A 23,807-nucleotide genomic window follows, 5' to 3' on the forward strand; every position below is an offset into this window, starting at 1 on the left:
CACCGTTGTGCGCGAGCCGGATCGTCGTTCCCCGCACCCCGCGGCCGAGACGTCGCCGTGTGCGAAGTGCTGCGCCCCAAGCGTATGCTCCCCAGCGTGGTGTCAGGACGTCGACATCGGACTGAAGCGAGGGTGTCGGAATGAGGCAGTGTGGCGACCAACGGTAGAAGGCAAGCCGACCGCGCCGCCCCGGCGACCATCTACGATGTCGCGCGGATGGCGGGGGTCAGCCCTTCCACGGTGTCACGTGCCCTGAACAAGCCGGGCCGGATCAACGCGAGCACGGAGCATCGGATCCGCGAGATCGCGGAGGCGATCGGGTACCGGTTGAACCCGCTGGCGCGCGCTCTGCCGACCGGCCGGACACAGACACTCGCGCTGACCCTCTCGGACATCACGAACCCGGTCTACTTCGAACTCATTCGTGGCGCGGAACGCGTCGCCGCGAGCCGTGGCTACATACTCATCCTCGCGGAGAGCCAGGAGTCGGCTGATCTGGAGAACGAAACCGCCCAGCGCTTGCTGAGCTCTGTCGATGGACTGATTCTCGTCGCCGCACGCCTGGACAATTCTGACATCGTCGAACTCGGGAAACGCAAACCGATTCTGACCGTGAACCGCAAGGTGCGCGGTATCGGCAGCGTTGTGGCGGATGTCCGGCCGGGCATTCGGGACGCCCTTGACCATCTGCAGCGGCTCGGCCACAAGAAGCTGGCCTACATTGCGGGGCCTTCGTCCTCCTGGATGAACCGGCTGCGAGATCGTACGATCTCTTCGGAGGCCGGAGACCGCGGGATGAAGGTCGTCACCTTGGGTCCTCACGTTCCTACCGTGGCGGGAGGCGCCGCCGCGCTCGAAGCCGTCCGCGAGAGCGGTGCCACCGCCGCACTGGCCTACAACGACCTCATGGCCATCGGGCTCCTCAAGGCGGGACACGAGGTCGGCATGAGAATACCCGAGCAGTTGAGCCTGGTCGGCTTCGACGACATCTTCGGATCCGACTTCACGTCCCCGCCCATCACCACGATTCGCACTCCCCACGCGCTTCTCGGAGAACAGGCGGCGCTGCGGCTCATCGCAGAGCTGAACAACGAGGCGGCGCACAGGCACACCGTGCCCAGAACCGAGTTCCTGCAGCGATCTTCGACCGATCGCGCACGCCTAGGCCGTTTCTGACAATCCGCTGGCGAGCGAGCGGGGATCAGCGTGGTGGCTCGCCAGGCGGAGGAAGGCCCTCGCAGGCGGACCGTACTTGGGCCTTCCGACGACGCATGCCCCGGGCGCGGGTTCCCCGCACGAACCGAGCGCCGCGCTGGCCCTGCGCAGCCGGCAACGGGATTGTCAGACACGGCCTAGACACGGCCTGGCGGGCAGGTCTCGCTGGCCCGCACTACCTTCCGGGCCGCAGACGGCTACGGCCCAGCGATCACGTGGGCGTGACGACGACTACTTCGAACAGTCCGAGAGGCGGCAGTTCGACGATCAGATCGTCCCCGTCGGCGGTGCTGGCGAGCGATTCGCCCGCGAGCAGGGCCTCCGCCTTGAGGGCATCACCGGCTCGTCCGGCGAGGCGGAGCCGCCCGCCCGTGACCGGAATGTGGGGACCGTAGGAACGGCGGCGCGCACCACTGTGGTTGATCACGTGGACGACGGTCTGATCGTGGTTTCGGCCGGTGACGATCTCCGCGGAGTCGTGCAGGTCCGCGGAGATCGACGGCTGGACGATGGAGCGAACGATGTCCACGGCGTGGTCGCGCACATCGGTCTTCGCGTATTCACGGTAGGTGCGCCCGATCGTCCATGGCACCTGCACGACCTGTCCCTTGCCATGGGAGAAGCGCACGGCGTCCGGGTCGCCGCTGGTGACGTGACCGTAGGCGACTTCGGGTGGAGCGAACGGCGCACGAGGCAGCACTGTTCCTTGCTTCGCGGCACCCGGTTTCCAGACGAACTGCTGGTATCGCCCGGAGACGGGGATGAGCGGGCCGGCGTAGTGGAACTCGTCGATGCGCGGCTGCGCTCGCAAGGCCACGTAGGTCGAGCGCAGAGCGGCGCCTTCGAGGGCGGGCGCGGACACGCGGAGCGCCGGCGAGCATGCCAACTCGATTGCCCCGTCTCGGCTCAGCCCGGCCGACCCGGTCAGCAGAAGGTTCCCACTGTCTCGAACGTAGTCGTCGACCGTGGAGGCCTGCCCATCGATCCCGCCCACATCGGGCAGGATCAGTAGCGAGTAACGCGCGAGTGCGCCCTGCCCCGCGAGCGTGCGGAGCCGATCGATCGGCACGACGTCGAACGGGACATGCTTCTCCAGCAGCGCAAGGTAGAGACCGCGGAACTCTTCGAGGACGTCCCAGTACTTCCCAGGGGCCGCCGAGCCGTGGTCTGGGCGCACGAGGGCTACCTGCGCGGCCGGCCGCAGGCCCTGGTAGAGCTCGCGGTGTCGTGCCCGAAACCGCATCACCTCACGGCCGAGCGAGATCGCCGGTTCCACGGGCAAGCGCCCCGGGGCGCCGAAGTAGTAGGCCGACGGGCTGCCACCCCGCGCGATCGCCTGCACCAGATACTGAGCGAAGTGCTCGGGTTGCTCGTTGGCCATCCGGTAGCCGCTGTCGATGAACGCGCAGCAGTTGACCAGCACCGCCGAGTCCGGGCGCGTGGATGCGTGGGCGCTCACCGCCTCGGCCGTCGCATGTGGCCAGAGCTCCTTGCCCGGCATTGCCCGGTAGGCGTTGTTTCCCTCGACGTACTCGATCGGCGCACCGCGCCGCAGTACGACACCGACATCCCGTCCTCGGCCCTCGACGTGGTCGACGATCCTCGCCGTGAGGTCGGCAAGCGTCGTCGACACGTACTGGCGCCACCGGCCGAATGCCGGCGAGGTCATGTCCCGCGGCAGCTCGTCGCCACCGCTGAACTTCGCGAAGCCCTCCACGCAGGCCCCGCAGTGACACGGGCCGTGCACGACCTCGTCGTAATCGCGCTCGTTGAAGTTGAACCAGTTGAGGAAGATGCCGTCGACCTCGTACCGGTCGAGGACCTCGTCGAGGACGTCGAAGACTCGCGCCTGGTAGTACTCCCCCGAGGGACACACGCTGTAGAGGGTGTTGTACACCTGCGGATCACCGTCAGGTGAGCGGTACAGCCATTCGGGGTGTTCCGCCGCGATTCGCGACGAGACCTTCGACATGTCGAACCGGGCGATCACTTTGAGGCCACGGCGCTTTGCCGCGGACATCGCGTCCCCGAGCAGATCACCGGACGCGCGCCGGCCGAGCATGGGGTTGCGGGTCTGGAACGGCAGATCTGTCGGGTAGAAGGACAGGATCCCGCCGGCGTTCAGGAGCCAGGTGTCGGCGCCGTACTCGACGACCGCGTCGGCGGCGGCCTCCACATCCATCAGCGCGTCGATGTCCTGAAGGTTGGTCTGCACAGCGCCGAATGGCTCCCGCCACTTGCTGTGAGGCGGCAGGTCGCGCTCTGGGGTCGATGGCCTCGTGGACATGGTTCACCTATCGGTCGTGAAGTCCGCTTGTTTGCTTGCTGGTGGAGAAGTACGTGTCAACGCACGCCGGCTCCGGTCTCCATCGAACCGTTCTCCGCGAGTCGTTTGCGTTCCTCGCGTCGCCGACGCTGTTCGATCGGGTCCGCGACCGGGGCCGCAAGCAGCAGTCGCCTGCTGTACGAATGCTCGGGACGGGACGTGACGATCTCGGCCGGACCGGTCTCCACGATCTCTCCCTGGTAGATGACGGCGACGCGGTGGCTGATGTGCCGAACGACTGCGAGATCGTGCGAGATGAAAAGGAACGCCACACCCGTCTCGCGCTGGATGTCGATCAGCAGTTTCAGCACGAGTGCCTGAGTGGAGAGATCGAGCGCCGAGACGGGCTCGTCGCACACGATGAGCTTCGGCTGAGGGGCGAGCGCCCGCGCGATCGCGACGCGCTGCCGCTGTCCGCCGCTGAACTCACGAGGCAGTCGTTCCGCCGCGTCGGCCGGCAGGCCGACCTGGTCCAGGAGCGCCTTCACCCTGGCACGGGCATCGCGCGTGGTGGAGCCCTGTATGACGAGCGGTTCGCTGAGGATGTCGCCCACCGTGAGCGCGGGGTTCAGCGACGAGTACGGGTCCTGGAACACGACTTGGATGTCACGTGCCAGCTCACGTCGGCGCCGCGGACCGACGTGGGTGATGTTCTCGCCCTGGAATCGGATCTCTCCGCCGCTGGCCTTGACCAGGCCGAGGATCGCGCGTCCGATCGTCGTCTTGCCCGATCCGGACTCGCCCACGAGCCCCAGCACCTCTCCGTCATCAATGGTCAGGGAAACCCCGTGAAGGACTTCGTGAGGCTTGGCGCGAAATCCCCGTCCGGGGAACTCGACGTGGAGGCTCTCGACCTCGAGCAGCTTCTCGGCCATCAGTTGATGCCCTCCGACGATTCGCCTGCCAGGACACGGTCGTCGTCGCGGACGACGCTCTCGTCGAGGATCGAGGCGAGGAGCTTCTGCGTGTAGGGGTGCTGGGGATTCCGGAAGACCTCTGCGACGTCACCTGTTTCCACGACGCGCCCGTCCTGCATGACGGCCATTCGCTCGCAGATGTCCGCGACCACTCCGAAGTTGTGGGTGACCAGCAGAATCGCCATGCCCATCTCCGCCTGGAGGTCGCGCAGGAGGTCGAGAATCTCGGCCTGGATGGTCACGTCCAGAGCGGTGGTGGGCTCGTCGGCGATGAGGACACGGGGACGGCAGGCGACCGCGGTCGCGATCAGCACACGCTGTGCCATACCGCCGGAGATCTGATGGGGATACAGGCGCATCGTTCGCTCCGGATCCGCGATGCCGACGTGGCCGAGCAGCTCGATGGCTCGCTTGCGCGCGGCCGACCGGGACACGGAGGAGGCCGCACGGAGACTCTCGACCATCTGCGCGCCGATCGTGAACGACGGGTCCAGGTTCGACATCGGCTCCTGGGGCACGTACGCGATGTCGCGCCCCCGGATGCCCCGCAGCTGACGCTCCGACAAGCCGATGAGCTCGCGTCCGTCAAGTTTGATCGAGCCCTCGGGGATGGAAGCCTCGCCTGGCAGGACGCCGAGCGCGGCGAAGGCCGTCTGGGTCTTGCCGGATCCCGATTCCCCGACAAGGCCCATGGTCTCTCCTGGCCGCACGGCCAGCGAGACACCGTTCAGCACGGGCTTCGGCGTTCCGCTCGGGTCCGGATACGTGAGGTGCAGGTTCTCGATGCTGAGCAGGGCGTCGGCATCGCCGGGGTTCTTCGGTGCCTGCTCGTGCCGGGCCGGACCCTTCGAGCCGGCGGACTTGCTCACCGAGGACGCCTTGGGCCGTGCTCCCTCGAGCGCGTCTCGCAGCGAGTTGCCGAAGAGCACGAACGACGCGGTCATGACACCGAGCATCAGCGCCGGCCAGACGAACTGCAGTGAGTCCACGTACAGGTTCGTGAAGCCATAGGCGATCATCGCGCCGAAGCTCGGCACCTCGGTCGAGCCGACACCGAGGAACGCGAGGCCGGATTGCACGCCGATCGCCGACCCCATGAGGAACGCGGTCGAGATGATCACCGGCCCTTGCACGACCGGCATCACGTGGCGGCCGAGGATCCTGAGGGTGGAGAGCCCGGAGACCCTCGCCGCGTCCACGTACAGTTCGTTGCGCACACCGACGGTGACGTTTCGCACCAGCCGGTAGATGCCGGGTGCGAGCAGGACACCGTAGATCAGCATCGTCACGCGGAAGTCGCCCTTGGTGAGCGGCATGAGCACGATCAGCAGGAGGATGCCGGGCAACGTCATGATCAGGTTGAAGACCCACTCGATGCCACCTCGGATCCGTCCACCGAAGTATCCACCGATGAGACCACACGTCAGGCCGATGCTGATGGCGACCGCAGCGCCGATCAGCGCGGAGACCACACTCGTGTTGATCGAGTAGAGCAGCCTGGAGAAGATGTCCCGGCCGTTCTGATCAGCGCCCAGTGGATAGTCCGGTGCGCCGACGGGGGCGTTCACCGCGGAAAGCGCGGCGTCGTTCGGTCCGTGTTCGGCGATCCACGGCGCGAAAATCCCGAGCAACACGATGATCAACAGCACCGCGGCGGAGATCACCGCCTGGGGGTCCTTGAGCAGACGCCGGAACGACGAACGACGTGCTGGGACCGTTGTCGGTTCGGATTCGGCGCCCGCCGCTTCGGTACTCAATAGATCCTCGCCTTCGGGTTGAGCCATCCGTTGATCAGGTCCGTCAGCAGGTTCACGCCGACGACAAGCATGACGCTGAACACCGTGACACCCATGATCACAGGGATGTCTCCCTGAATGGAGGAGTTGAACGCGAACGAGCCGAAACCGGGCAGTGCGAACACGTTCTCGATGATCAACGCTCCGCCGAACATCGCGATGAACTCCAGCGACAGCACCACAAGTGCCGGAGCGGCGGCGTTGCGCAGGGCGTGCTTGTAGACGATCGACCACGTCGGCACCCCACGGGTGCGCAACGTCCGGACGTAGTCCTTGCGCAGCTCACCGATCATCGTGCCGCGGATCTGTGCCGACATGTTGGACACGCCGTTGATCACCAGCACGATGACGGGGATCGTGATCGACGCCGCCCACCGGAGCGGGCTCTCACCGAACGGGGTGTACCCCGTGGCGGGAAGCAGCCGGAGATTGATGGCAAAGACCACGACCAGCACGATCGCGATGAGCAGGTTGGGCAGCAGCAGGCCCAGCAGGGACACTCCCTGCGAGACGCGGTCGATGACGCCGGCCCGGCTCGCCGCGAGCACTCCGAGGATGATGCTCACGACGACACTCAGGGCGAGGGCGATGAGCACGATGGACAGGGTGACGCCGAGCCGGGACACGACCGCATCCGTCACCGGTTCGCTCGTGAAGAAGGAAACGCCGAAATCACCGCCGAAGACGCCGCCCAACCAGTCCAGGTACTGCACGATGAGCGGCCGGTCGAGCCCGAGGTCGGCCTTCAACGCCGCCACCGCTGACGGCGACGCCGCCGGCCCGAGCACGTTGGCGACCACGCCGTCGAAGGAAAAGCTCAGCAACCAGAAGGTCAGGAAGGTGACCAGCACGCCGAGCACGGCGCCGGTGAGGACGCGTCGAAGGATGTAGGCGAGCATCAGCCCACCTCGACCGTGCGGGACAGATCGTCAGCGAACACCGGGTCGCTATCTGGGAGGGGTGGCCCTTCGTCCCAGCGGACCTGCTGCGGCGTCTGCCTCGTTGCAGAGCAATCGTGCATCGCGTTGACCCCTTTGTCGACCAGCCGGGCATCGCGCACTCCGATGCTGCGTGAAGTCGGGCTTTGGCCCGGATCCATCAGTCGTCGGGCCGCGGACCCCGGTCAGTAAAGCACAGCTCCACCAGTCCGACAACCGGTTGCCGAGAGTTGCGATTCGCGCGAGCAGCCGTCGCGGCAACCGATTGTCGTCCGGAGGGTCCAGCGACCTTCGACAGCGGAGGCGAAGCAGCAAATCAGTCAGTTCCGGGCGGCGTCGATCGGCGCGATCAATGCCGGCGGAGTCCAGCAGCCGGTGGTCAGGCTCCGCGTCGGCCTCGACGTCGATCGACCAATCGCCCTCGCATCCGCGCGGAGTCGGCGACGCCATCCCCACAGGGATTCCCCACGTTCGGCCACGCGGGCACGTCACCCGCTTCCGGCCCATACCCGGCGCGATACTGCGCAGAACATTCAGCAACCGGTTGACACGCGGTCGCCGATCAGCGCATCGTATTCACGCTGTCGTGCTGAGCGCCCGGCAGTGGATACGAAGGAGTCCACACCGATGTCCCAAACGCAGCGGCCCCGCGAGATTCGCAGCGTCCTGTCCACGGTCCTCTATCGACCGGAGGACGTGGAGCAGCTGCGGAATGCGTTCGCGCCCGCGGAGTTCGTTCACCTGCACCCGGGTGACAACGCCGGGATCGAGGCCGCGCTGCGGCACGCGGACGTCGCTGTCCTCCCACTCGACCTCGACGAGCGGTTTCTTTCGGCCCCCCATCTTCGCTGGGTGCATTGCGACCATTCCGGACTGACTCGCTCCGCGCGTCCCGAGACCTTCGAGCGCGGGCTCATCGTCACCGGGTCCGCCGGACGTTCTGCCCCCGCTCTCGCGCAGCACGGCTTCTTCTTCGCGCTCAGCCTCACGTTCGCCGCGCGACAGCTCTTCGAGATGCAGGACGCGCACCTCTGGCGCGGCATCCCCGACTACCACAATCGCCTCGCCCTGTGGGGAAAAACGCTCGGCATTGTCGGGTTCGGACACACCGGTCAGGCCATGGCGGAGCTCGGAAAAGCCTTCGGGATGAAGGTCATCGCCTCGCGCCGCAAGGCCGGTGACGCGCACCCGTCGGTCGACGTGATGCTCTCCACCGACGCCGGCGACTCGCTGGACCCGCTCATTCTCGAATCCGATGTCATCATGATCGCCGCCGCGTTGACGGACGAGACCTACCACCTGTTCTCGACGGAGCAGTTCGCGGCTATGAAAGACGGCGCTTACGTCATCAACATGGCGCGGGGACCGCTCATCGACCAGGACGCTCTGATCGAGGCGCTGCGCGCGGGGCAGATCGCCGGCGCGGGTCTCGACGTCACGGACCCGGAACCGCTACCGGAGGACTCGCCGCTGTGGGACATGCCGAACGTCGTGATCACCCCGCACATGACCCCGATGCTGCCCGATCGCACGCAGCGCTCCATCGACCTGATCACGGAGAACATCGCCCGGTACCGTCGCGGCGAACCACTGCTGAACATGATCACCCCACGCGATGTGTTCACCAAGAGCAGGCCGGCGTGATCTCCCCCATCCCCCATCAAGGCACTGCAAGGCAAAGGAGCCTGACATGCCAGGCAAAGTCCACGTCACCGTGGGCGCCATCGCCGGCGCGATAGCGCTCACCGTCTCCGGTTGCGGCACCGCCGGCGACTCCTCCACCGGGAGAACCCAAGGCGATGCGACGCTGGCGTTCGCGGTGCAGAGCGCGCCGAACTCGCTCGATCCCGCCCAGCTCCACGACGGCACCCAGCGGTACGTGTGGGCGTCGTTGTACGACACGCTGCTCTACATCGACAACGACGGCGAGATCCAGCCCAGCGCCGCGAAGAGCTGGGAGTATTCCGACGATGCGCGCACTCTGACCCTGAACCTGCGCGACGACCTGACCTTCAGCGACGGCGATCCGGTGACCTCGGACGCGGTGAAGACAACACTGGAACGGACACGCGACACCCCGGGACCTCAACAGGGCAACCTCAGCGCGATCGAGTCGGTCGGCACTCCCGACGAGCACACTGCCGTGCTCAAGCTGAGCCAACCGGATCCCAACCTGCTGGTCTCCCTCGCCTACGGCTCCGGTGTCATCGGTGATCCGGACACGATCAACGACAAGCGGACCGCGCTCAACCCGATCGGTTCGGGCCCCTATGTGCTGAACCGCGAGGAAACGGTCGATGGGTCCAAGTACGTTCTCGAACGGCGGGACGACTACTGGAACGTCGACGCCTACCCCATGAAGACAGTCACGGTCAAGGTGATCCAGGATCGGACGGCACTGTTCAACGCACTGCTCACGGGTGAACTGGACGCCGGCACCGTTGACCCGACACAGGCGAAGCAAGTGTCCGGGTCGGGCTTCACGCTCACCAAGGTCGACGGCGTCACCGTCGGAGGGATCGTCATCGCCGACCGCGAAGGCGTCGTGGCGCCGCCTCTCGCCGACGTCCGGGTCCGCAGGGCCATCAACCTCGCGATCGACCGTCAGGGCATCGTCGACGCGATCCTCCGCGGACAGGGACAGCCCACGACGCAGCCCTTCAACCCGAGTTCCCCCGCCTATCAGGCCGATCTCAACGACGACTACCCATATGACCCAGGCAAAGCGCGGCGGTTGCTCGCCGAGGCGGGGTACCCCAACGGCTTCTCGATCACCATGCCGGCCACCGTGTACGTACAGCCGCTTCAGCCCACGCTCACGCAGGCGCTCGCCGACGTCGGGATCAAGGTCGACTGGGAGCCCGTGCCCGCGCAGCAGTCCGGACAGACCACGCGCTGGGGCATGTACTTCAACCTGGGCGGCGTGGCACCTCCGTCCCGGACCACCGAGCTCTACTTCTCCGAGTCCGGGTCGCAGAACCCCTTCGGCACTCGTGATCCCGAACTCGACGCCCTGCTGAGGAAACTCGCTCCCGAAACCGACCTGGACAAGGCGAACCAGCTCTACCGCGAGATCAACGACTTCGCGGTGAAGGACGCTTGGCTCGCACCCTTCTTCCTGCAGAGCACGACGTGGGCGACGGCAAGCGGCATCAAGTACGTCGGCGGGCCCGAGTCGCTCAACGACATCCGGGTGTTCGGTGTCGGCGACTAGTGCCCCCCGCCGGAAGTGCGCCACATAATTCGGCGGCCCATCTTCCTGCTGGCTGCGTTGCCGGTCCGCCCAAGTACGGCCCAGTACGAGGACGGACCGGCGCCTTGCCAGCGGAAACCTGGATCCACCGACTCAAGCAACAGACTTCCGGCCTAGTGCCCACAAGTACTCGAGATCGCCGGAGCACGGCGCTGGTGAAGGGAACCGATACCGTGACAAGGCGTAAGCCTGACGTGGTCCGGACGTGGACGGGAGACGAGCGGCGCGCAGGTGCGGACATCATCTTCGTCAACTCACTCGCCACGACCACCAGCATGTGGGACGGCGTGGTCAGATCGTTGCCCCCTGGTATCGCGACCATCAGGTACGACCAGCGGGATCGCGATCTACCGGCAGGGCAGCCCTTCACCCTGGACGATCTGGTCGACGACATGTTCGCCGCCATGGACGTAGCGGAGGTGGAGACCGCACACGTCGTCGGGGTCTCACTGGGTGGTCTCGTCGCCCTGCGGGCGGCCGCGGTCGCACCGACCCGGGTGCACCGGCTCACCGCGATCTGCTGCGCGGCCAGATTCCGGCGCGACGTCTGGGTCGAGCGCGGCCGGCTCGTCCGGGACGGAGGCTTCCAGTCGCTGGTTCCCGGGATCATCGACCGATGGTTCACCCCAGAGTTTCAGCAGGCACACCCTGACACCGTCGCGAGCTTCCGCGCTGAACTGGAGTCGACCGATCAGGCGGGCTATGCGGCCGCCTGCGACGTACTCGCGACGGCCGACGTGAACGAGGACCTCGCAGCGATCCGGGCACCGACCGTCGTGGTCAGCGGCGAAGCCGACACGGCCAATCCGGTGGCTGATCTCGAGAACATCGCGCGAGCGGTGCCCGGATCGCGTCACGTGGTGCTCCCGGGCACCGCACACCTGGCACCCGTCGAGCAACCTGAGGCGATCGCCGCTCTCCTCCAGTAATCACCAAACGCACGCCACCGAGACAATGAGGTCACACGTGAACACCCTGGAACAGATCAGCAACAAACAGTTCTCCCGACGAGGATTCGTCGCGATTGCCGGCACCGCGGTTCTCGCGTTGAGCGCGTGCGGCTCCCCCACGGGGGACCCCTCGACCGGTGACAGTGCGAAGCTGACCATCGGCATCCTGGCGGCACCGCGCTCGCTCGATCCGGCGCAGCTGGACGGTGGAACGCAGTCCTACGTCTGGGGCGCCATTTACGACACGTTGGTGTACTACGACAACGCGGGAAAGCTGCAGCCGAACGCGGCCGAGAGCTGGGAGTACAGCGACGATGCGCGCACGCTGACGTTCACCCTGCGCAAGGGGATGAAGTTCAGTACAGGTGCCCCCGTCACCGCGGACGCCGTCGTTGCGAACCTCAAGCGGAACAAGGCGACTCCCGGGCAGCAACAGTCCAAGATGAGCGCCGTCGATTCCGTCGAGGCACCGGACGCGAACACGGTCGTCGTGCGCTTCTCCACACCCGATCAGTCGTTCATCTACAACATGGCGTTGGAGGCCGGAGTGATCGCCGACCCGGCGACCGTCGACGAGTCGCGCACGCCGACCAATCCCGTGGGTTCGGGCCCGTACGTCCTCGACACGTCGGCCACCGTCAACGGATCCTCTTATGTGCTGAAACGAAGGGACGACTACTGGAACGCCGACGCCTATCCCTTCGCGACCATCACCGTACGCGTCATCGCCGACCAGGCGGCGACGATGAACGCGTTGCGCTCGGGTGAGATCGACGCCTCCGTCGTCCCGGCCAGCCAGGTCGACTCCTTCAGTCCCACCGAGTTCAACGTCGTGTCGAATTCCGCTTCGTCGGCGGGCTATCTCAATCTGGCCGACCGCGAGGGCACACGCCTCAAGCCACTCGGCGACGTGCGTGTCCGGCAGGCGATCAACATGGCGTTCGACCGGGAAGAGATCGTGGACAAGCTGCTTGCCGGCGCCGGTTCTCCGACGAACCAGCAGTTCGGCCGCGCAGGCGAAGCATACGATCCCGAACTCGAGCGCCTGTACGAGTACAACCCGCAGCAGGCAAAGAAGTTGCTGGCCGACGCTGGATACCCGAACGGATTCAGCGTGAACATGCCCAGCACTCCCATGTCGCTGCCGTTCCAACCGACGATCAGTCAGGCACTCGGCGACATCGGTATCCGGGTCAGCTGGGATCCCGCACCGGCGCAGAACGCGACCGCCTCGGTCGCGGAGGGCAAGTACCCGATGTACTTCTTCCTGGTCGGGAACGATGTGGCGCCTCGCGAGCTGCAGCGGCAGTTCCACAGTTCCTCGCAGAACCCCTTCAACTGGTCGTCGCCCGAGTTCGAACGTTTGGAGAAGGAGGCCCACGCGGAGACGGATCCGGACCGTCGAGCCGAGATCTTCAAGGAGCTGAACGCCTACGTCGTCGAGCAGGCGCTCTTCGCTCCCATCTTCTTCCTGCACTCGACCATGGTGACGACGAAGGACGTCAAGTTCCTCGGCGACGGTACGAACGGGTTCCCCAGCATCAGGACGTTCGGCGTCGCCGGAGGATGACCTGGCGCCCAGATAAGGAACAGAAGTCCGCATGACCCCTGACCGACACCACGTCGACGTGCACTGTGCCGACGCTCGCGTCGTGGACCAGGCGCCCGTCCCGTGGGCCCTCGCTCAGTTGACCGATGCCGCGCGACGCGCGTTCGGGACAGGTTCGAACGCTGATCTCCTCCGGGTACTGCTCGTCTCCGCGGACGATCACGCCACGCTCCGGAGGGAGGGGCTGGACAACCCGCCGGGCGTGTCCGAGGCGTTCACGTTCGCCGTTCAACCTCAGCCGGATGGCGTACCGCGGATCACGGTTGCCGCGAACGACGCCCGTGGGTACGCCTACGCTCTCACGGAAGTGGCGGAGCGCCTTCGACATGAGGGCGCTTCCGCGCTCGAGCGGGCTCAGGTTCAGACGGACCGGCCCGCTGTGCCGGTCCGCGGCATCCAGCGCTCGTTCTCCAGTGCGCACGAGGACACTCCGTGGTTCCACGATCGCGCGTTCTGGACCGCGTACCTGGACCACCTGGCCCTGCAGCGGTTCAACCGGTTCCAGCTCGCGCTGGGAATGCAGTACAACTACGGCACCGGAACGGAAAGCCGGACAGCGACCGACAACTACCTGTGCTTCCCGTACCCCTTCCTGCTGGACGTGCCGGGCTACGAGGTTCGCGCGCAAGGGGTCACCGACGCGGAGCGCGATCGCAACCTGGAGTCGCTCGCGTACATCGCGCAGGAGACGCGGCGGCGCGGGATGACGTTCCAGCTCGGGCTGTGGAACCACGCGTACGACTTCGGTTACGACTCGCCCCACTGGTATCCGATCCTCGGGATCAGCAGACAGATCCATGCCTCCTACTCCGCCGCGGCGCTCGCGAAGCTCCTTCGGCTGGTTCCCGAGATCGACGGGCTGACGTTCCGGGTACACCACGAGGGCGGCGTTCACGAGGAAGGACACGAGCACTTCTGGAACGAGGTCTTCCAGGCCGTCTCCGACATCGGCCGTCCCATCGAGGTCGACATGCATGCGAAAGGGGTCGACAGCGCACTGTTGCGGGCCGTGGACAAGCCCAACATTCGCCCGGTGATCTCGGCGAAGTACTGGGCCGAGCACATGGGGCTGCCCTACCATCAGGCCTCCATCCGCGAACGAGAGCTGACTCCCCTCACGTGGGCGGGCATGGACCGGTCTGTCACCGGGGTGACGAACGGGGAACGAAGGTTCACCCGCTACGGCTATGCCGACTACCTCTCCGAGGACCGCACGGTCGACGTGATGTTCCGCATGTGGCCGGGAACCCAGAAGCTCCTGCTCTGGGGCGACCCGGAGATCGCCGCGGGATTCGGCCGATACGCGACCCTGGGCGGCTCCCGCGGACTGGAGTTCTGCGAGCCGCTGTACTTCAAAGGCCGAAAAGGCACCGGGCGGCCGTACGGTCGTGACCCGTACCTCCGAAGCGACCTGCGGCTCGACGTGCATGACTGGCGCAAGTACCGGTACACCTACCTCCTGTGGGGCCGGCTCCTCTACAACCCCGACGCGCACCCGGACACGTGGCGGCGATTTCTCAGCAGCGAGTACGGCGTGGCAGCCCCGCACATCGAGCGCGCGCTGAGTGCGCTGAGCAAGATCCTGCCCCTCGTCACGGTCGTGCACGGGGTCTCGGGCGCCAACAACTTCTACTGGCCCGAAATGTATGTGGACCTCGCGATCTCCTACTGGAAGCAGGCGACCCACTATGCGTTCGACACGGCGGAGCCGCGCACCTGGGAGGGCGTGAGCCCGTTCGATCCGACCATGTTCTACGCGGTCGGGGAGTTCGTTGACGACCTGCTGAGCGGCCAGGTGAGCGGGAAGTACACGCCTGTCGAGGTCGCGGCATGGATCGACTCCTTCGTGGCGGACGGTGAGCGCGGGCTCACCGCGACAGCGGAGGCGGGAAGCCAGGCCCCCCAGACCGAACGGACTCTGGTCGATCTGCGCGTGCTCGCCGAGCTCGGGCGCTTCTTCGCCGGCAAGCTGCGAGCCGCGGTGGACTACGCGATATTCCGGCGCACTGCCGATCCGACGGCGCTGGAGCGCGCTGTCGAGGTGCTGGGCGAGGCTCACGCCGCGTACGCACGGATACCCTCCGCGGTCGCGGGCGTCTACCAGGACGACATGGCGTTCGGAGTCGGTGTGTCGGAGCGCGGCCACTGGTCGGATCGGCTCATGGCGATGAGGGAGGACCTGCATCTGCTGAAGCTCGAGCTGAGCCAGGCTCGATCGGCGGCGTCCGCGAGTAGTACGAAAGCCCAGCCGGTTCCGGCCGCGGCGCTCGTGCGAAGCAGCACCCGGGCACGCGTCGAGACAGCGGACAGGTTCGAGCGCGGCAGTGCCTTCCCGGTGCGCCTGCGCGATGCGGAGGGATCGGTCGACCGGGCAACGCTGCACTACCGGCGGCTGAATCAGGGCGAGCGCTTCCAGACCGCCGAGATGCGGCGGTGCGACGGCGGCTTCACGGCGTCGATTCCCGCCGAGTACACCGCCGGCTCGTTCCCGCTCGTGCTCTTCGTGGAGGCGCAGACCGCCGGCGATCCGCCCGTGATCCTCCCGGGCCTCGAGCCGGGTCTGGCCAATCAGCCCTACATCCTGGTGCACAGCACCTCATGGAAAGGAGCCTGAACCGCTCCGGACTCGCATGACCTCGCCCATGACGCGAGCCGGATCCGGCCCCGGTGACGGCGAGAGGTCGCGCGATGACCAGGTCCTCAACCTGACCGGCGGCGGGATCGACAGCGATCGGCTGCTGTCCCTGCCGAGCCCGTCCGCCGGCCCAACCGAACCAGAAAGCATGCCTTCATGACCTCCGTCGTCTGCAACCCGATGGACCTTTCCTACCGCTACCAGGACCTGCGCCCCATGGCCGGCGGCCGGACCGTGCACCGTGAGGCCGCCGACCCGTCGGTGATCCGGTACGGCGGCCGGTTCTACCTCTTCGCGTCCATGTCGGCCGGCTTCTGGCACTCCGCGGACCTGCGCACCTGGGAGTACCGGGCCAGCACCAAACTCGCGCCGCTCGACTACGCCCCCGACGTCCGCGAGATCAACGGCGCCCTCTACGTCTCGGCGTCCCGGCAGACCGACAGCCCGTTCTACCGCAGCGAAAACCCCCTTGCCGACGACTTCACCCTGGTGAACGGGGGTTTCCCCTTCTGGGACCCGCACCTGTTCCAGGACGACGACGGCGCCGTCTACTTCTACTGGGGCTGCTCGAACAGGCAACCCATCACCGGTGTCCGGGTCGACCCGGACACGATGGACCGCATCGGCGAACCGGTCCCGCTCTTCGGCGGCGACCCCGACCGGCACGGCTGGGAACAGGTCGGCGAGAACCACGTCAAAGCCGAACCCACGACGGAGCTGGCCAGAAGGATCGCCGAGCACCTCGGCGACGGCCCCTTCATCGAAGGGGCCTGGATGACCCGGCACGCCGGAACCTACTACCTGCAGTACGCCGCACCCGGCACCCAATGGAACACCTACGCGGACGGCTACTACACCGCATCCTCGCCCCTGGGTCCCTTCGAGTACGCGCCGGACAGCCCGTTCTCCTCGAAGCCAGGCGGGTTCGCCACCGGCGCCGGCCACGGCAGTACCTTCCAGGACGAGCACGGCAACTGGTGGCACGCCTCGACTATGCGCGTCTCGGTGCACCACAAATTCGAACGGCGCGTCGGGCTCTTCCCCGCCGGGTTCGACACCGATGGAATCCTGTTCTGCAACCAGAACTTCGGGGACTACCCGACAATCGTGCCGGACCGCCGCGCCGATCCCTGGACCGAAACCTTCGCCGGATGGATGCTGCAGTCCTTCCGCGCGAAGACCATCGCCTCCTCATCCGCCGAAGGACACGGACCCGAACTCGCCGTCAACGAGGACATCCGTACCTGGTGGACCGCCGCAACGACGCAGCCGGGCGAATGGCTCCGCGTCGACCTCGGCGAAGAACGCACCATCAACGCGATCCAGCTCAACCTCGCCGACCAGGACCTGGCCGCGCACGCCCCCGAACTCCCCGATGTCGCGGAAGCCGCCGGAGAGCGGCGCGCGATCTACCCCGATGCCCACCCGACCGAGACCCTCATCGAGATCTCCCCGGACGGCGAGCAGTGGCACACGGTCTCGGACAACCGCGGATCGAACGAAGACGCTCCACACGCCTTCGTAGTGCTCGAACCCTCGCAGCGAGCCCGATACGTCCGGGTCACCGCCGGGCGAATGCCCTTCGACGGCCCGTTCTCGATCAGTGGGCTGCGCGTGTTCGGCATCGGTGACGGTCAAGCGCCCGAAGCCGTCACCGCGCGAGCGAACCGAGTCGACGACCGGACGGCACGCATCGAATGGGAGGCCAGCGCAACCGCGCAGGGCTACAACGTCCGCTACGGCATCGCGCCCGACAAGCTCTACCACAGCTGGCTGGTCTACGAACAGAACGACCTCGACCTGCGAACCCTCAACGCGGGAGCCGACTACTGGGTCGCCATCGACTCCTTCAACGAGAACGGCATCACCGCGGGCCCGGTCACGAAGATCGCCTGACTCGCCCCGATCCCGCCCTACGCCTCGTTGAAGTCGGGAAGCAGACCGCGACACCGCCTCAGCGCAGTCGCGGCTGCGTCACCGACTACGGTTCGATCCACAGTTCCTCGGGCAGCGGTGAGCCGGAAGCCGTACATCGCGGCACCGTGCACGCCTGGCGCCAGCTCGACCGCGGGCGAGGCGCGTGTAGAAGATGACGGGGACGAGCTCGGCCAGCCGCTCCTGCACCACCCGGTCGGCGGCCTTGCGCTACTCGGCGGACTCCAACGTCCTCCCGTTCTGCAGTGCGTCATTCAGCTTGCCGGTCGTCGATCCCGGACGCATTCGCCGGGGACCGGCCGTGAAAGGCCGCCCACAATTGAGGTCGGAATCCAACCCTTGCCGTTGTACACGCTGCGTCGGTGGCGTTCAGGTCCAGCGCCGCAGCCACGGCCTGGCGGGCCCGAGCACCGCGTCCGGTCCGACCCGGGAACTCACGCGGTCACGCCGGGCCGGGTACCGCGCAGCCAGCCCTGGACGATGTCGATGAACGTGCCCGGGTACTCGTCGGGCAGGCGTGTCGCCTCGTCGAGCCGCTCCAGCACGTCCGGCGGGATGGTCACGTCCAGCGAGGCCAGGTTGTCATCGAGCTGGGCGAGGGTCCGGGCGCCGATGATCACCGAGGTCACCGGGCGCGTCCGCTGCCACGCGAGCGCCAGTTGCGCCGGCGTGCAGCCGATCTCGGCCGCCGCCTTGCGCACCTGTCCGGCCACCCGGAACCCGTGCTCGTTCTTGACCAGCGCGTCGAAGGCGACCTCGCGCTGCCCGAGCCGGGTGCCCTCGGGCCGCTCCCCCGGCGTGATCTTGCCGGTGAGCATGCCGGCGGCCAGCGGGCTCCAGGAGACGAGGCCGAGTCCTTCCTCCGCCAGCAGCGGGAGGTGTTCGCGCTCGAGGGTGCGCACGATGAGGTTGTACTGACCCTGCAACCCGACGAACCTGGCGGCGCCGAGCCGGTCGGCGACCGACAGCGCCTTCATCAGCCGGTAGGCGCGGAAGTTGGACGCGCCGACGTGCCGCACCTTGCCTTCCCGCACGAGCTCGTCCAGCGCCTCGACCGTCTCCTCCAGCGGTGTGGCCTCGTCGTCGACGTGCACCCAGTACACGTCGATGTAGTCCGTGCCCAGCCTGCGGAGACTGCCCTCGCACGCCGACCGCAGGTGAGCACGGCCGCTGCCCCGGTCGTGCCGGCCGGGCCCCACCGGGAGCCCGGCCTTGGTGGCGAGCACCACCCGCGACCGGTGTCCCCGCACCGCCTTGCCGCAGATCTCCTCGGACCGGCCGTAGGCGTTGGCGGTGTCGAGGAAGTTCCCTCCCGCGTCGAGGTAGCGGTGCACCAGCGCGATCGCTGTGTCCTCGTCGCAGCCCCAGTCCTTCATGCCGAAGGTCATCGTGCCGAGCGCCAGCTGGGAGACGGAAAGGCCGCCGGGGCCGAGACTTCTAATGTCCATTGTGGTCACACCGGGTCCACGGACTGGTCGATGACCCAGCGGACGCTGCGGCGCATCGGTTCGGTCCCGTCGTGGGGGAGGCCGACGGTCTGATCGGGATCGGCGGCGGCCTGCGCCGAAAGCGACGCGCCGAGCGGCAGGGTGCGCTGCACGCCGTGCAGGGCCAGGTCGTCGCGCAACCGTTCGCGCAGCCGCTCCGGGTAGATGCCGACAGTCTGGGTCGCCTCACTCACCCAGCGCGGCACCCGGCTGATGTCGGCGATCGGCACGAGGTTGACCACGCGGTTGGTGAGGCTGTCGGCGAACTCCACCGGCTCGTCCGTGCGGGAGACCACCACACCGGCGCTCGCGGTGTCGCCGATGACGCGGTAGAACTCGTCGTCGAGGGCGACGGCCCGCAACTCGTCCTCCAGGCCGGGATCCGGACGTTTCGGCGCGGTGGACTCGTGCGGGGGCAGGCCAAGGAACGCCTTGTGTACGGCGATGCCGAACTCCTCGAGCCGGTCCAGGTCGTCCGGGTCCGTGCCGCACTCCACGTAGACGACGCGGGTGCTGGAACAGGCGGTCTGGTTCATCCGTCCCGCCATCAGCGCGACCCCCAGCGCCGCTTCCTCCCGTGCGGCAGGGTTCTCGAGCGCCTCGTGACCGACGATGGAGATCGACAGCTTCGGGTTGGCACTGATGAGCTCGATCCCGGGAACCAGGTACCTCTGGATGTGCTTCATCGACGACATGCCGCCCCACGCCGTCAGCTTCTCGATCCGCGAAGGGCGGTAGATCTGCCGCTCGACCTGCTCGTCGCCGCCCTTCCAGTAGGCGACCGCGAAATGCCGGGTCACCGGATGGTCCGGATCGAGGTCGATCATCGCGCGGACGATGGCCGCCGCGGTGAACGGGTCGTTGGACGGTGTCTTGATCAGGCAGTCACCCTTGGTCAGAGCGGCGCGCTGCACGGTGAGGGCCGCCACGATCGGCACGTTGCCCGCGATCACGTGGACCTGCCGCGTGCCGATGGCCCGCATGCGCATCGTGGACGCGCCCCGCCGTCCCAGCTCCACCCAGCCGTCCAGATAGGACTTTCCGAGCATCTTCTCGACCTGGGCGCTCATGCGGGAACGCCGGAACATGCCGGGCAGCTGTTCGTAGACCGGCCGCAGCACCGGCTCGGTCAGCTCCCCCGCGTCCAGGCAGAGCCGGAAAGCCGTCTGCAGCAGCGGGTTGCGGTCCAGGTCGAGACGTGGACCGAGTTCGGCGAGGAAGTCGATGATCTCGTCGATCGGGGTCTCGTGCAGGTCGGTGAGGTCACTGGCGTCCCGGAGGACGAGATCGGCGGCATGGTTGCGGGCGTCCGGGCAGCGGAACCGCGCCCCGCCGCGACCGCCGAACTCGATCGCGTCGTCGCCCGGCTCGATGACGCGGCCACGGATGATGATCGGGATGTCGATGACGGACGTTCCGGGCTCGGCGGTCACGGTCATGTCAGGCCTCGCTCACGTAGTCCATGAAGTCGTTGTACGCCTTGGCGGTACCGGCGCAGGTGATCTTGTCGTCGCAGCCGTCGAGCTCGCCGAACCGCACGATGTGCCGTTCGATGCGCGGCCCCTTCCAGCCGCACTGGCAGTCCTCGTCCCAGTGCATGGTGACGCGGTCGCCGGAGATGAATCCGCCCCAGTAGGTTTCGGCCAGCAGGTCGAACAGCGCGAGCCGTCCCGTTTGGACACCCTGGCGTGGGAGCGGGCGGGCGTCGGCGTCGAGCACGATCGGGATCGTGTAGGGCAGGAAGTGGAAGAAGCCCATCTCACACAACGGCGCCGTGCCCATGCACTCCGACATGCCGTACATGCTGCGGATCCGGTCGATGCCGAAGAACTCCTTCAGCAGCTCCTCCCAGTTCGAGGGCGCGTCCTTGAAGCCCTTCATGCCGCCCCCGGCCATCAGGATCGAATCGGGGGCGAAGTCGCACACGATGCCGGCCTCTCGGCCCTTCAGCGCGATCCGCACCAGGTCCGCGGAGGTGCCGCCGATCCGCACGCGCTGGCCACGGAACTCCTCGGCCAGCTCGGCAAACCAGCGCCGCAGGTCGTCGTCACGGTGCCGGCTCGCCTCGATCAGCTGCTTGCGCTCGTCGAGAATGCGCGGGTCGATCTGCAGCTCGTCCAGCTCGCCGCGCTCCTCGGCGGTCTGCAGCCGCCCTGCCAGCGACAGCAGATCGGACGACAGCGCGTAGTCGTGCAGCGTGCGCCGCGCCGCCTCGCCCCCGGCCTGCTCCTGCGCGAAGAGCCTGCCCATCTTCGTCATCATCTGATGCCCTGAGCGGTGCCCGGTCGCGAACGACGGGATCCGGACCGTTCGGGTGTCCACGCCCGTCGCGGCGTGCAGCACGCTGAAGTAGGCGGCCTTCCAGGCAGGCCACTCCGTGCGGGAACGCGGGATGAAGCTGAGCTTGCCGGTGGTGCCCGTCGAGTGGCCGACGATCATGCCGTGCTCGTCGAGCCGGTCGAGCCAGGAGTCCACCGAGTTCGCCCCGTCGAGCGACGCCTGGGTCAGGTCGTGCCGGGTGAGCCGGTCCAGCCACGCCGTGAGACGCGGGAACTGCCGCTTCTCGATCAGGCTCAGGGGATAGCTCTTGTAGACCCGGTGATCGAACAGGACCGGGATCACGTCGTCGATCGCGTCGACGCGGTCGACGCCCTGCCGTGCCGCGAGCTTGTCCAACGCGGCGACCGTCGGCCGCAAGGTCTCGAAGGCGCGGGCGAGTGCCACGCGTTGCGGCTCCTCGACTTCGGCCAGCGGCAGGGCCAGCAACACCTCGAACGGATACTCCGCCCAGGAGGCCACGTTCGCGGGATCCAGCGACACTGCTGAGGTTCGGCTCATGGCGCAGAAATTACACGCGATCGTTTACTTAAGTCAACGCCGTCCGTATACTTCCCGTCGTGGCAGCGAAATCGACCGGGCGAACCCGGGCCGGACGACCCACGCAAGCCGAGGCGGCGAAGCTGGGCGAGCGGATCCGGCGAGCGGCGCTCGACGTCTTCCTGGATCGAGGGTTCGACGGAACCACCATGGAGGCCGTCGCGCAGGCGGCCGAGGTCAGCAAGCGCACGCTCTACGGCAAATACCCGGACAAGCGCGCGCTGTTCCTCGCGGTCGTCCAGTGGGCCATGGCTCGCCAGCAGCACGAGGAGCCCGCCGTCGACTCCACGCCCGATGACCTCGGCGAGGCGCTGCTCGCCATCGCGCGCTCGACCCTGGCCAGGGCTGTCGACCCCGACCTCGTCCGGCTCAGCCGCATCGCGATGACCGAAGCCGTGCGCTTCCCCGAGTTCGCCCGCGGCGCCCAGTCACTGACCTGGTCGCCACGCATCCAGACCATCATGGACGTTCTCCGTCGTCACGCCGAGCAGGGCACGGTGGCCGTCGACGACCCCGAGATCGCCGCCGAGCAGTTCCTCGCCATGGTCGCGGCCGTGCCGGCCCGGCTCGCGGCCTTCGGCGTCACCAGGCCGCCCGAGGTCGAGGAGCGGCACCTCCGCCACGCCGTGTCCCTCTTTCTGCACGGGGTGCTCGCGCGCCCGGACGAGCGCCGATGAAACGGACCGACCTCACCCTCGATGTCACCGGCGTCGCCGGGCTCGGCGAGACGGCCACTATCGCGGCGACCGTGCACCTGCCGACGCCGGACAAGCTCGGCGCCCCTCCGATCGTGTGCTTCGCCAAGCCCGGCGCGAGATTCTCGCGAGAGTACTTCGCTCACCCCCTACCCGGCGGCGACGTCAGCCAGGCGGAATGGCATGCCGACCGCGGCTGGGTCTTCGTGTCGATCGACCACCTCGGCGCCGGGGACAGCAGCACGCACGAGTCCCACCGGCTCGACTACACCGCGATCACGACGGCGAGCCTGGCAGCGGAACGCGTCGTGCTCGACCGGCTCGAACAGGGCACTGTGGACGATCACTTTCCTCCGCTACGGAATCCCGTCGTCCTCGGCATCGGCCAGTCCATGGGCGGCAGCCTGACCGTGGTGCAGCAGGGTCGCCATCACTGCTACGACGGCATCGCCGTCCTCGGCTACAGCGTCGTGCACTCCCATCCACCCGCCCCGCCCGGAGCGACACCGCTGGTCCGGCCGTGGCGCCTGCGCGACGTGTCTGCCGGCCGGCCCCCGGTCGTCCTCAACGCGGAACGCTACGAAGCCGCGCGCCGCGCGGCCGCCACACCCGAACTCGCCTCCGCCAGCAACCACTGGCTGTTCTTCTACGACGATGTGGACCTTGACCCCGCCCAGGTCCACAGCGGGCCCTGGGCCTCGCCGACCGTTCCCCTCGGCGTCACGGACTCGGTCCTGACCCCCGGCGTGATCGCCCCGGAAGCCGCGGCCGTTGAGGTCCCCGTCCTCGTCGCCATGGGTGAACGCGACATCATCGCCGACCCGAAGGGCGAGCCCCGCGCCTATCTCTCGGCCACGTCGGTCGACCTCTACATCTGCCCGCGGATGGGCCACATGCACAACTTCGCCGGCACGCGCGAGCGGCTGTGGCACCGCATCGACAGTTGGGGGTCTTGGGTGGCGTTCTCCAGTGCCGCAGCGGAACCCGGGGGTTAGTCGAATCCGACGCTCCCGAATCCGGCTCCGTCGAGCACGCGAATCGGTGAGGCCGGGAGGAGGGTCCAAGCCGACCGCGGGCGCGCGACAGCAGCGTTTCGTCCTGGCGCGCCGGCTGGGCCCGCGGCCGTGTTCAGTGGCGGGCCAGGAGGTAGTGGAAGGCGCGTTCGGCGCGGTCG

The 23,807-nt window shown here is 67.5% G+C and carries 16 protein-coding genes; 9 read left to right on the plus strand and 7 right to left on the minus strand.

Going from position 1 to position 23,807, the window contains the following annotated elements:
* Positions 1-150: 150 nt before the first annotated feature.
* Positions 151-1,176, plus strand: a complete 1,026-nt coding sequence (locus tag FCN18_RS15525; RefSeq protein ID WP_137095436.1) for a LacI family DNA-binding transcriptional regulator — start codon at positions 151-153, stop codon at positions 1,174-1,176.
* A gap of 250 nt (positions 1,177-1,426) precedes the next feature.
* Here FCN18_RS15525 and FCN18_RS15530 read toward each other — a convergent pair whose 3' ends face one another.
* From FCN18_RS15530 to FCN18_RS15545, 4 genes are read right to left on the minus strand one after another with little or no spacing between them, the layout of a single operon-like run.
* Positions 1,427-3,502, minus strand: a complete 2,076-nt coding sequence (locus FCN18_RS15530) for an alpha-amylase family protein (RefSeq protein ID WP_137095437.1) — start codon at positions 3,500-3,502, stop codon at positions 1,427-1,429.
* Between the two features lie 56 nt (positions 3,503-3,558).
* Positions 3,559-4,416 carry an ATP-binding cassette domain-containing protein gene (locus FCN18_RS15535; protein ID WP_112267664.1) on the minus strand — a complete coding sequence of 286 codons (858 nt, stop codon included), beginning with the start codon at positions 4,414-4,416 and terminating at the stop codon, positions 3,559-3,561.
* Positions 4,416-6,242, minus strand: coding sequence for a dipeptide/oligopeptide/nickel ABC transporter permease/ATP-binding protein (locus FCN18_RS15540; protein WP_137095438.1), 1,827 nt, complete (start codon positions 6,240-6,242; stop codon positions 4,416-4,418). Before FCN18_RS15540 ends, FCN18_RS15535 begins: the two co-directional genes overlap by 1 nt.
* Positions 6,212-7,153, minus strand: a complete 942-nt coding sequence (locus FCN18_RS15545; RefSeq protein ID WP_112267668.1) for an ABC transporter permease — start codon at positions 7,151-7,153, stop codon at positions 6,212-6,214. Before FCN18_RS15545 ends, FCN18_RS15540 begins: the two co-directional genes overlap by 31 nt.
* A gap of 666 nt (positions 7,154-7,819) precedes the next feature.
* Between FCN18_RS15545 and FCN18_RS15550 the strand changes: the two genes are divergently transcribed.
* The 6 genes from FCN18_RS15550 to FCN18_RS15575 all read left to right on the plus strand — a co-directional run bounded on the left by FCN18_RS15550 (position 7,820) and on the right by FCN18_RS15575 (position 17,535).
* Entirely contained in the window at positions 7,820-8,836 is a 1,017-nt protein-coding gene (locus FCN18_RS15550; protein WP_137095439.1) for a D-2-hydroxyacid dehydrogenase, read from the plus strand.
* Positions 8,837-8,882: 46 nt separating this feature from the next.
* Complete coding sequence (locus FCN18_RS15555; protein ID WP_158303107.1) at positions 8,883-10,406, plus strand: ABC transporter substrate-binding protein; 1,524 nt, start codon at positions 8,883-8,885, stop codon at positions 10,404-10,406.
* A 212-nt stretch (positions 10,407-10,618) separates the two neighbouring features.
* Positions 10,619-11,374: an alpha/beta fold hydrolase gene (locus tag FCN18_RS15560; RefSeq protein WP_137095441.1), complete on the plus strand. Its 756-nt coding sequence runs from the start codon at positions 10,619-10,621 to the stop codon at positions 11,372-11,374.
* A 37-nt stretch (positions 11,375-11,411) separates the two neighbouring features.
* Positions 11,412-12,965, plus strand: a complete 1,554-nt coding sequence (locus FCN18_RS15565) for an ABC transporter substrate-binding protein (RefSeq protein ID WP_158303108.1) — start codon at positions 11,412-11,414, stop codon at positions 12,963-12,965.
* A 31-nt stretch (positions 12,966-12,996) separates the two neighbouring features.
* A complete protein-coding gene (locus FCN18_RS15570) occupies positions 12,997-15,618 on the plus strand; it encodes a hypothetical protein (protein ID WP_137095442.1) in 2,622 nt (873 codons plus the stop codon).
* A gap of 177 nt (positions 15,619-15,795) precedes the next feature.
* On the plus strand, positions 15,796-17,535 hold the full coding sequence (locus FCN18_RS15575) for a family 43 glycosylhydrolase (protein WP_137095443.1): 1,740 nt from the start codon (positions 15,796-15,798) through the stop codon (positions 17,533-17,535).
* Between the two features lie 473 nt (positions 17,536-18,008).
* Here FCN18_RS15575 and FCN18_RS15580 read toward each other — a convergent pair whose 3' ends face one another.
* Genes FCN18_RS15580 through FCN18_RS15590 form a run of 3 tightly spaced genes read right to left on the minus strand, consistent with a single transcriptional unit; the run spans position 18,009 to position 21,899 of the window.
* On the minus strand, positions 18,009-19,022 hold the full coding sequence (locus tag FCN18_RS15580) for an aldo/keto reductase (RefSeq protein ID WP_137095444.1): 1,014 nt from the start codon (positions 19,020-19,022) through the stop codon (positions 18,009-18,011).
* Between the two features lie 5 nt (positions 19,023-19,027).
* Entirely contained in the window at positions 19,028-20,500 is a 1,473-nt protein-coding gene (locus FCN18_RS15585; RefSeq protein ID WP_113641778.1) for an acyl-CoA reductase, read from the minus strand.
* Between the two features lies 1 nt (position 20,501).
* Positions 20,502-21,899 carry a hypothetical protein gene (locus FCN18_RS15590; RefSeq protein ID WP_137095445.1) on the minus strand — a complete coding sequence of 466 codons (1,398 nt, stop codon included), beginning with the start codon at positions 21,897-21,899 and terminating at the stop codon, positions 20,502-20,504.
* 59 nt (positions 21,900-21,958) lie between these two features.
* Between FCN18_RS15590 and FCN18_RS15595 the strand changes: the two genes are divergently transcribed.
* Positions 21,959-22,615, plus strand: a complete 657-nt coding sequence (locus FCN18_RS15595; RefSeq protein ID WP_112267688.1) for a TetR/AcrR family transcriptional regulator — start codon at positions 21,959-21,961, stop codon at positions 22,613-22,615.
* The gene (locus tag FCN18_RS15600; protein WP_137095446.1) at positions 22,612-23,628 is read left to right on the plus strand and encodes an alpha/beta fold hydrolase; all 1,017 of its coding nucleotides are present in this window, start codon (positions 22,612-22,614) and stop codon (positions 23,626-23,628) included. Before FCN18_RS15595 ends, FCN18_RS15600 begins: the two co-directional genes overlap by 4 nt.
* Positions 23,629-23,807: the final 179 nt, after the last annotated feature.

The organism is Prauserella endophytica, assembly GCF_005146945.1.
Lineage (GTDB): Bacteria > Actinomycetota > Actinomycetes > Mycobacteriales > Pseudonocardiaceae > Prauserella_A > Prauserella_A endophytica.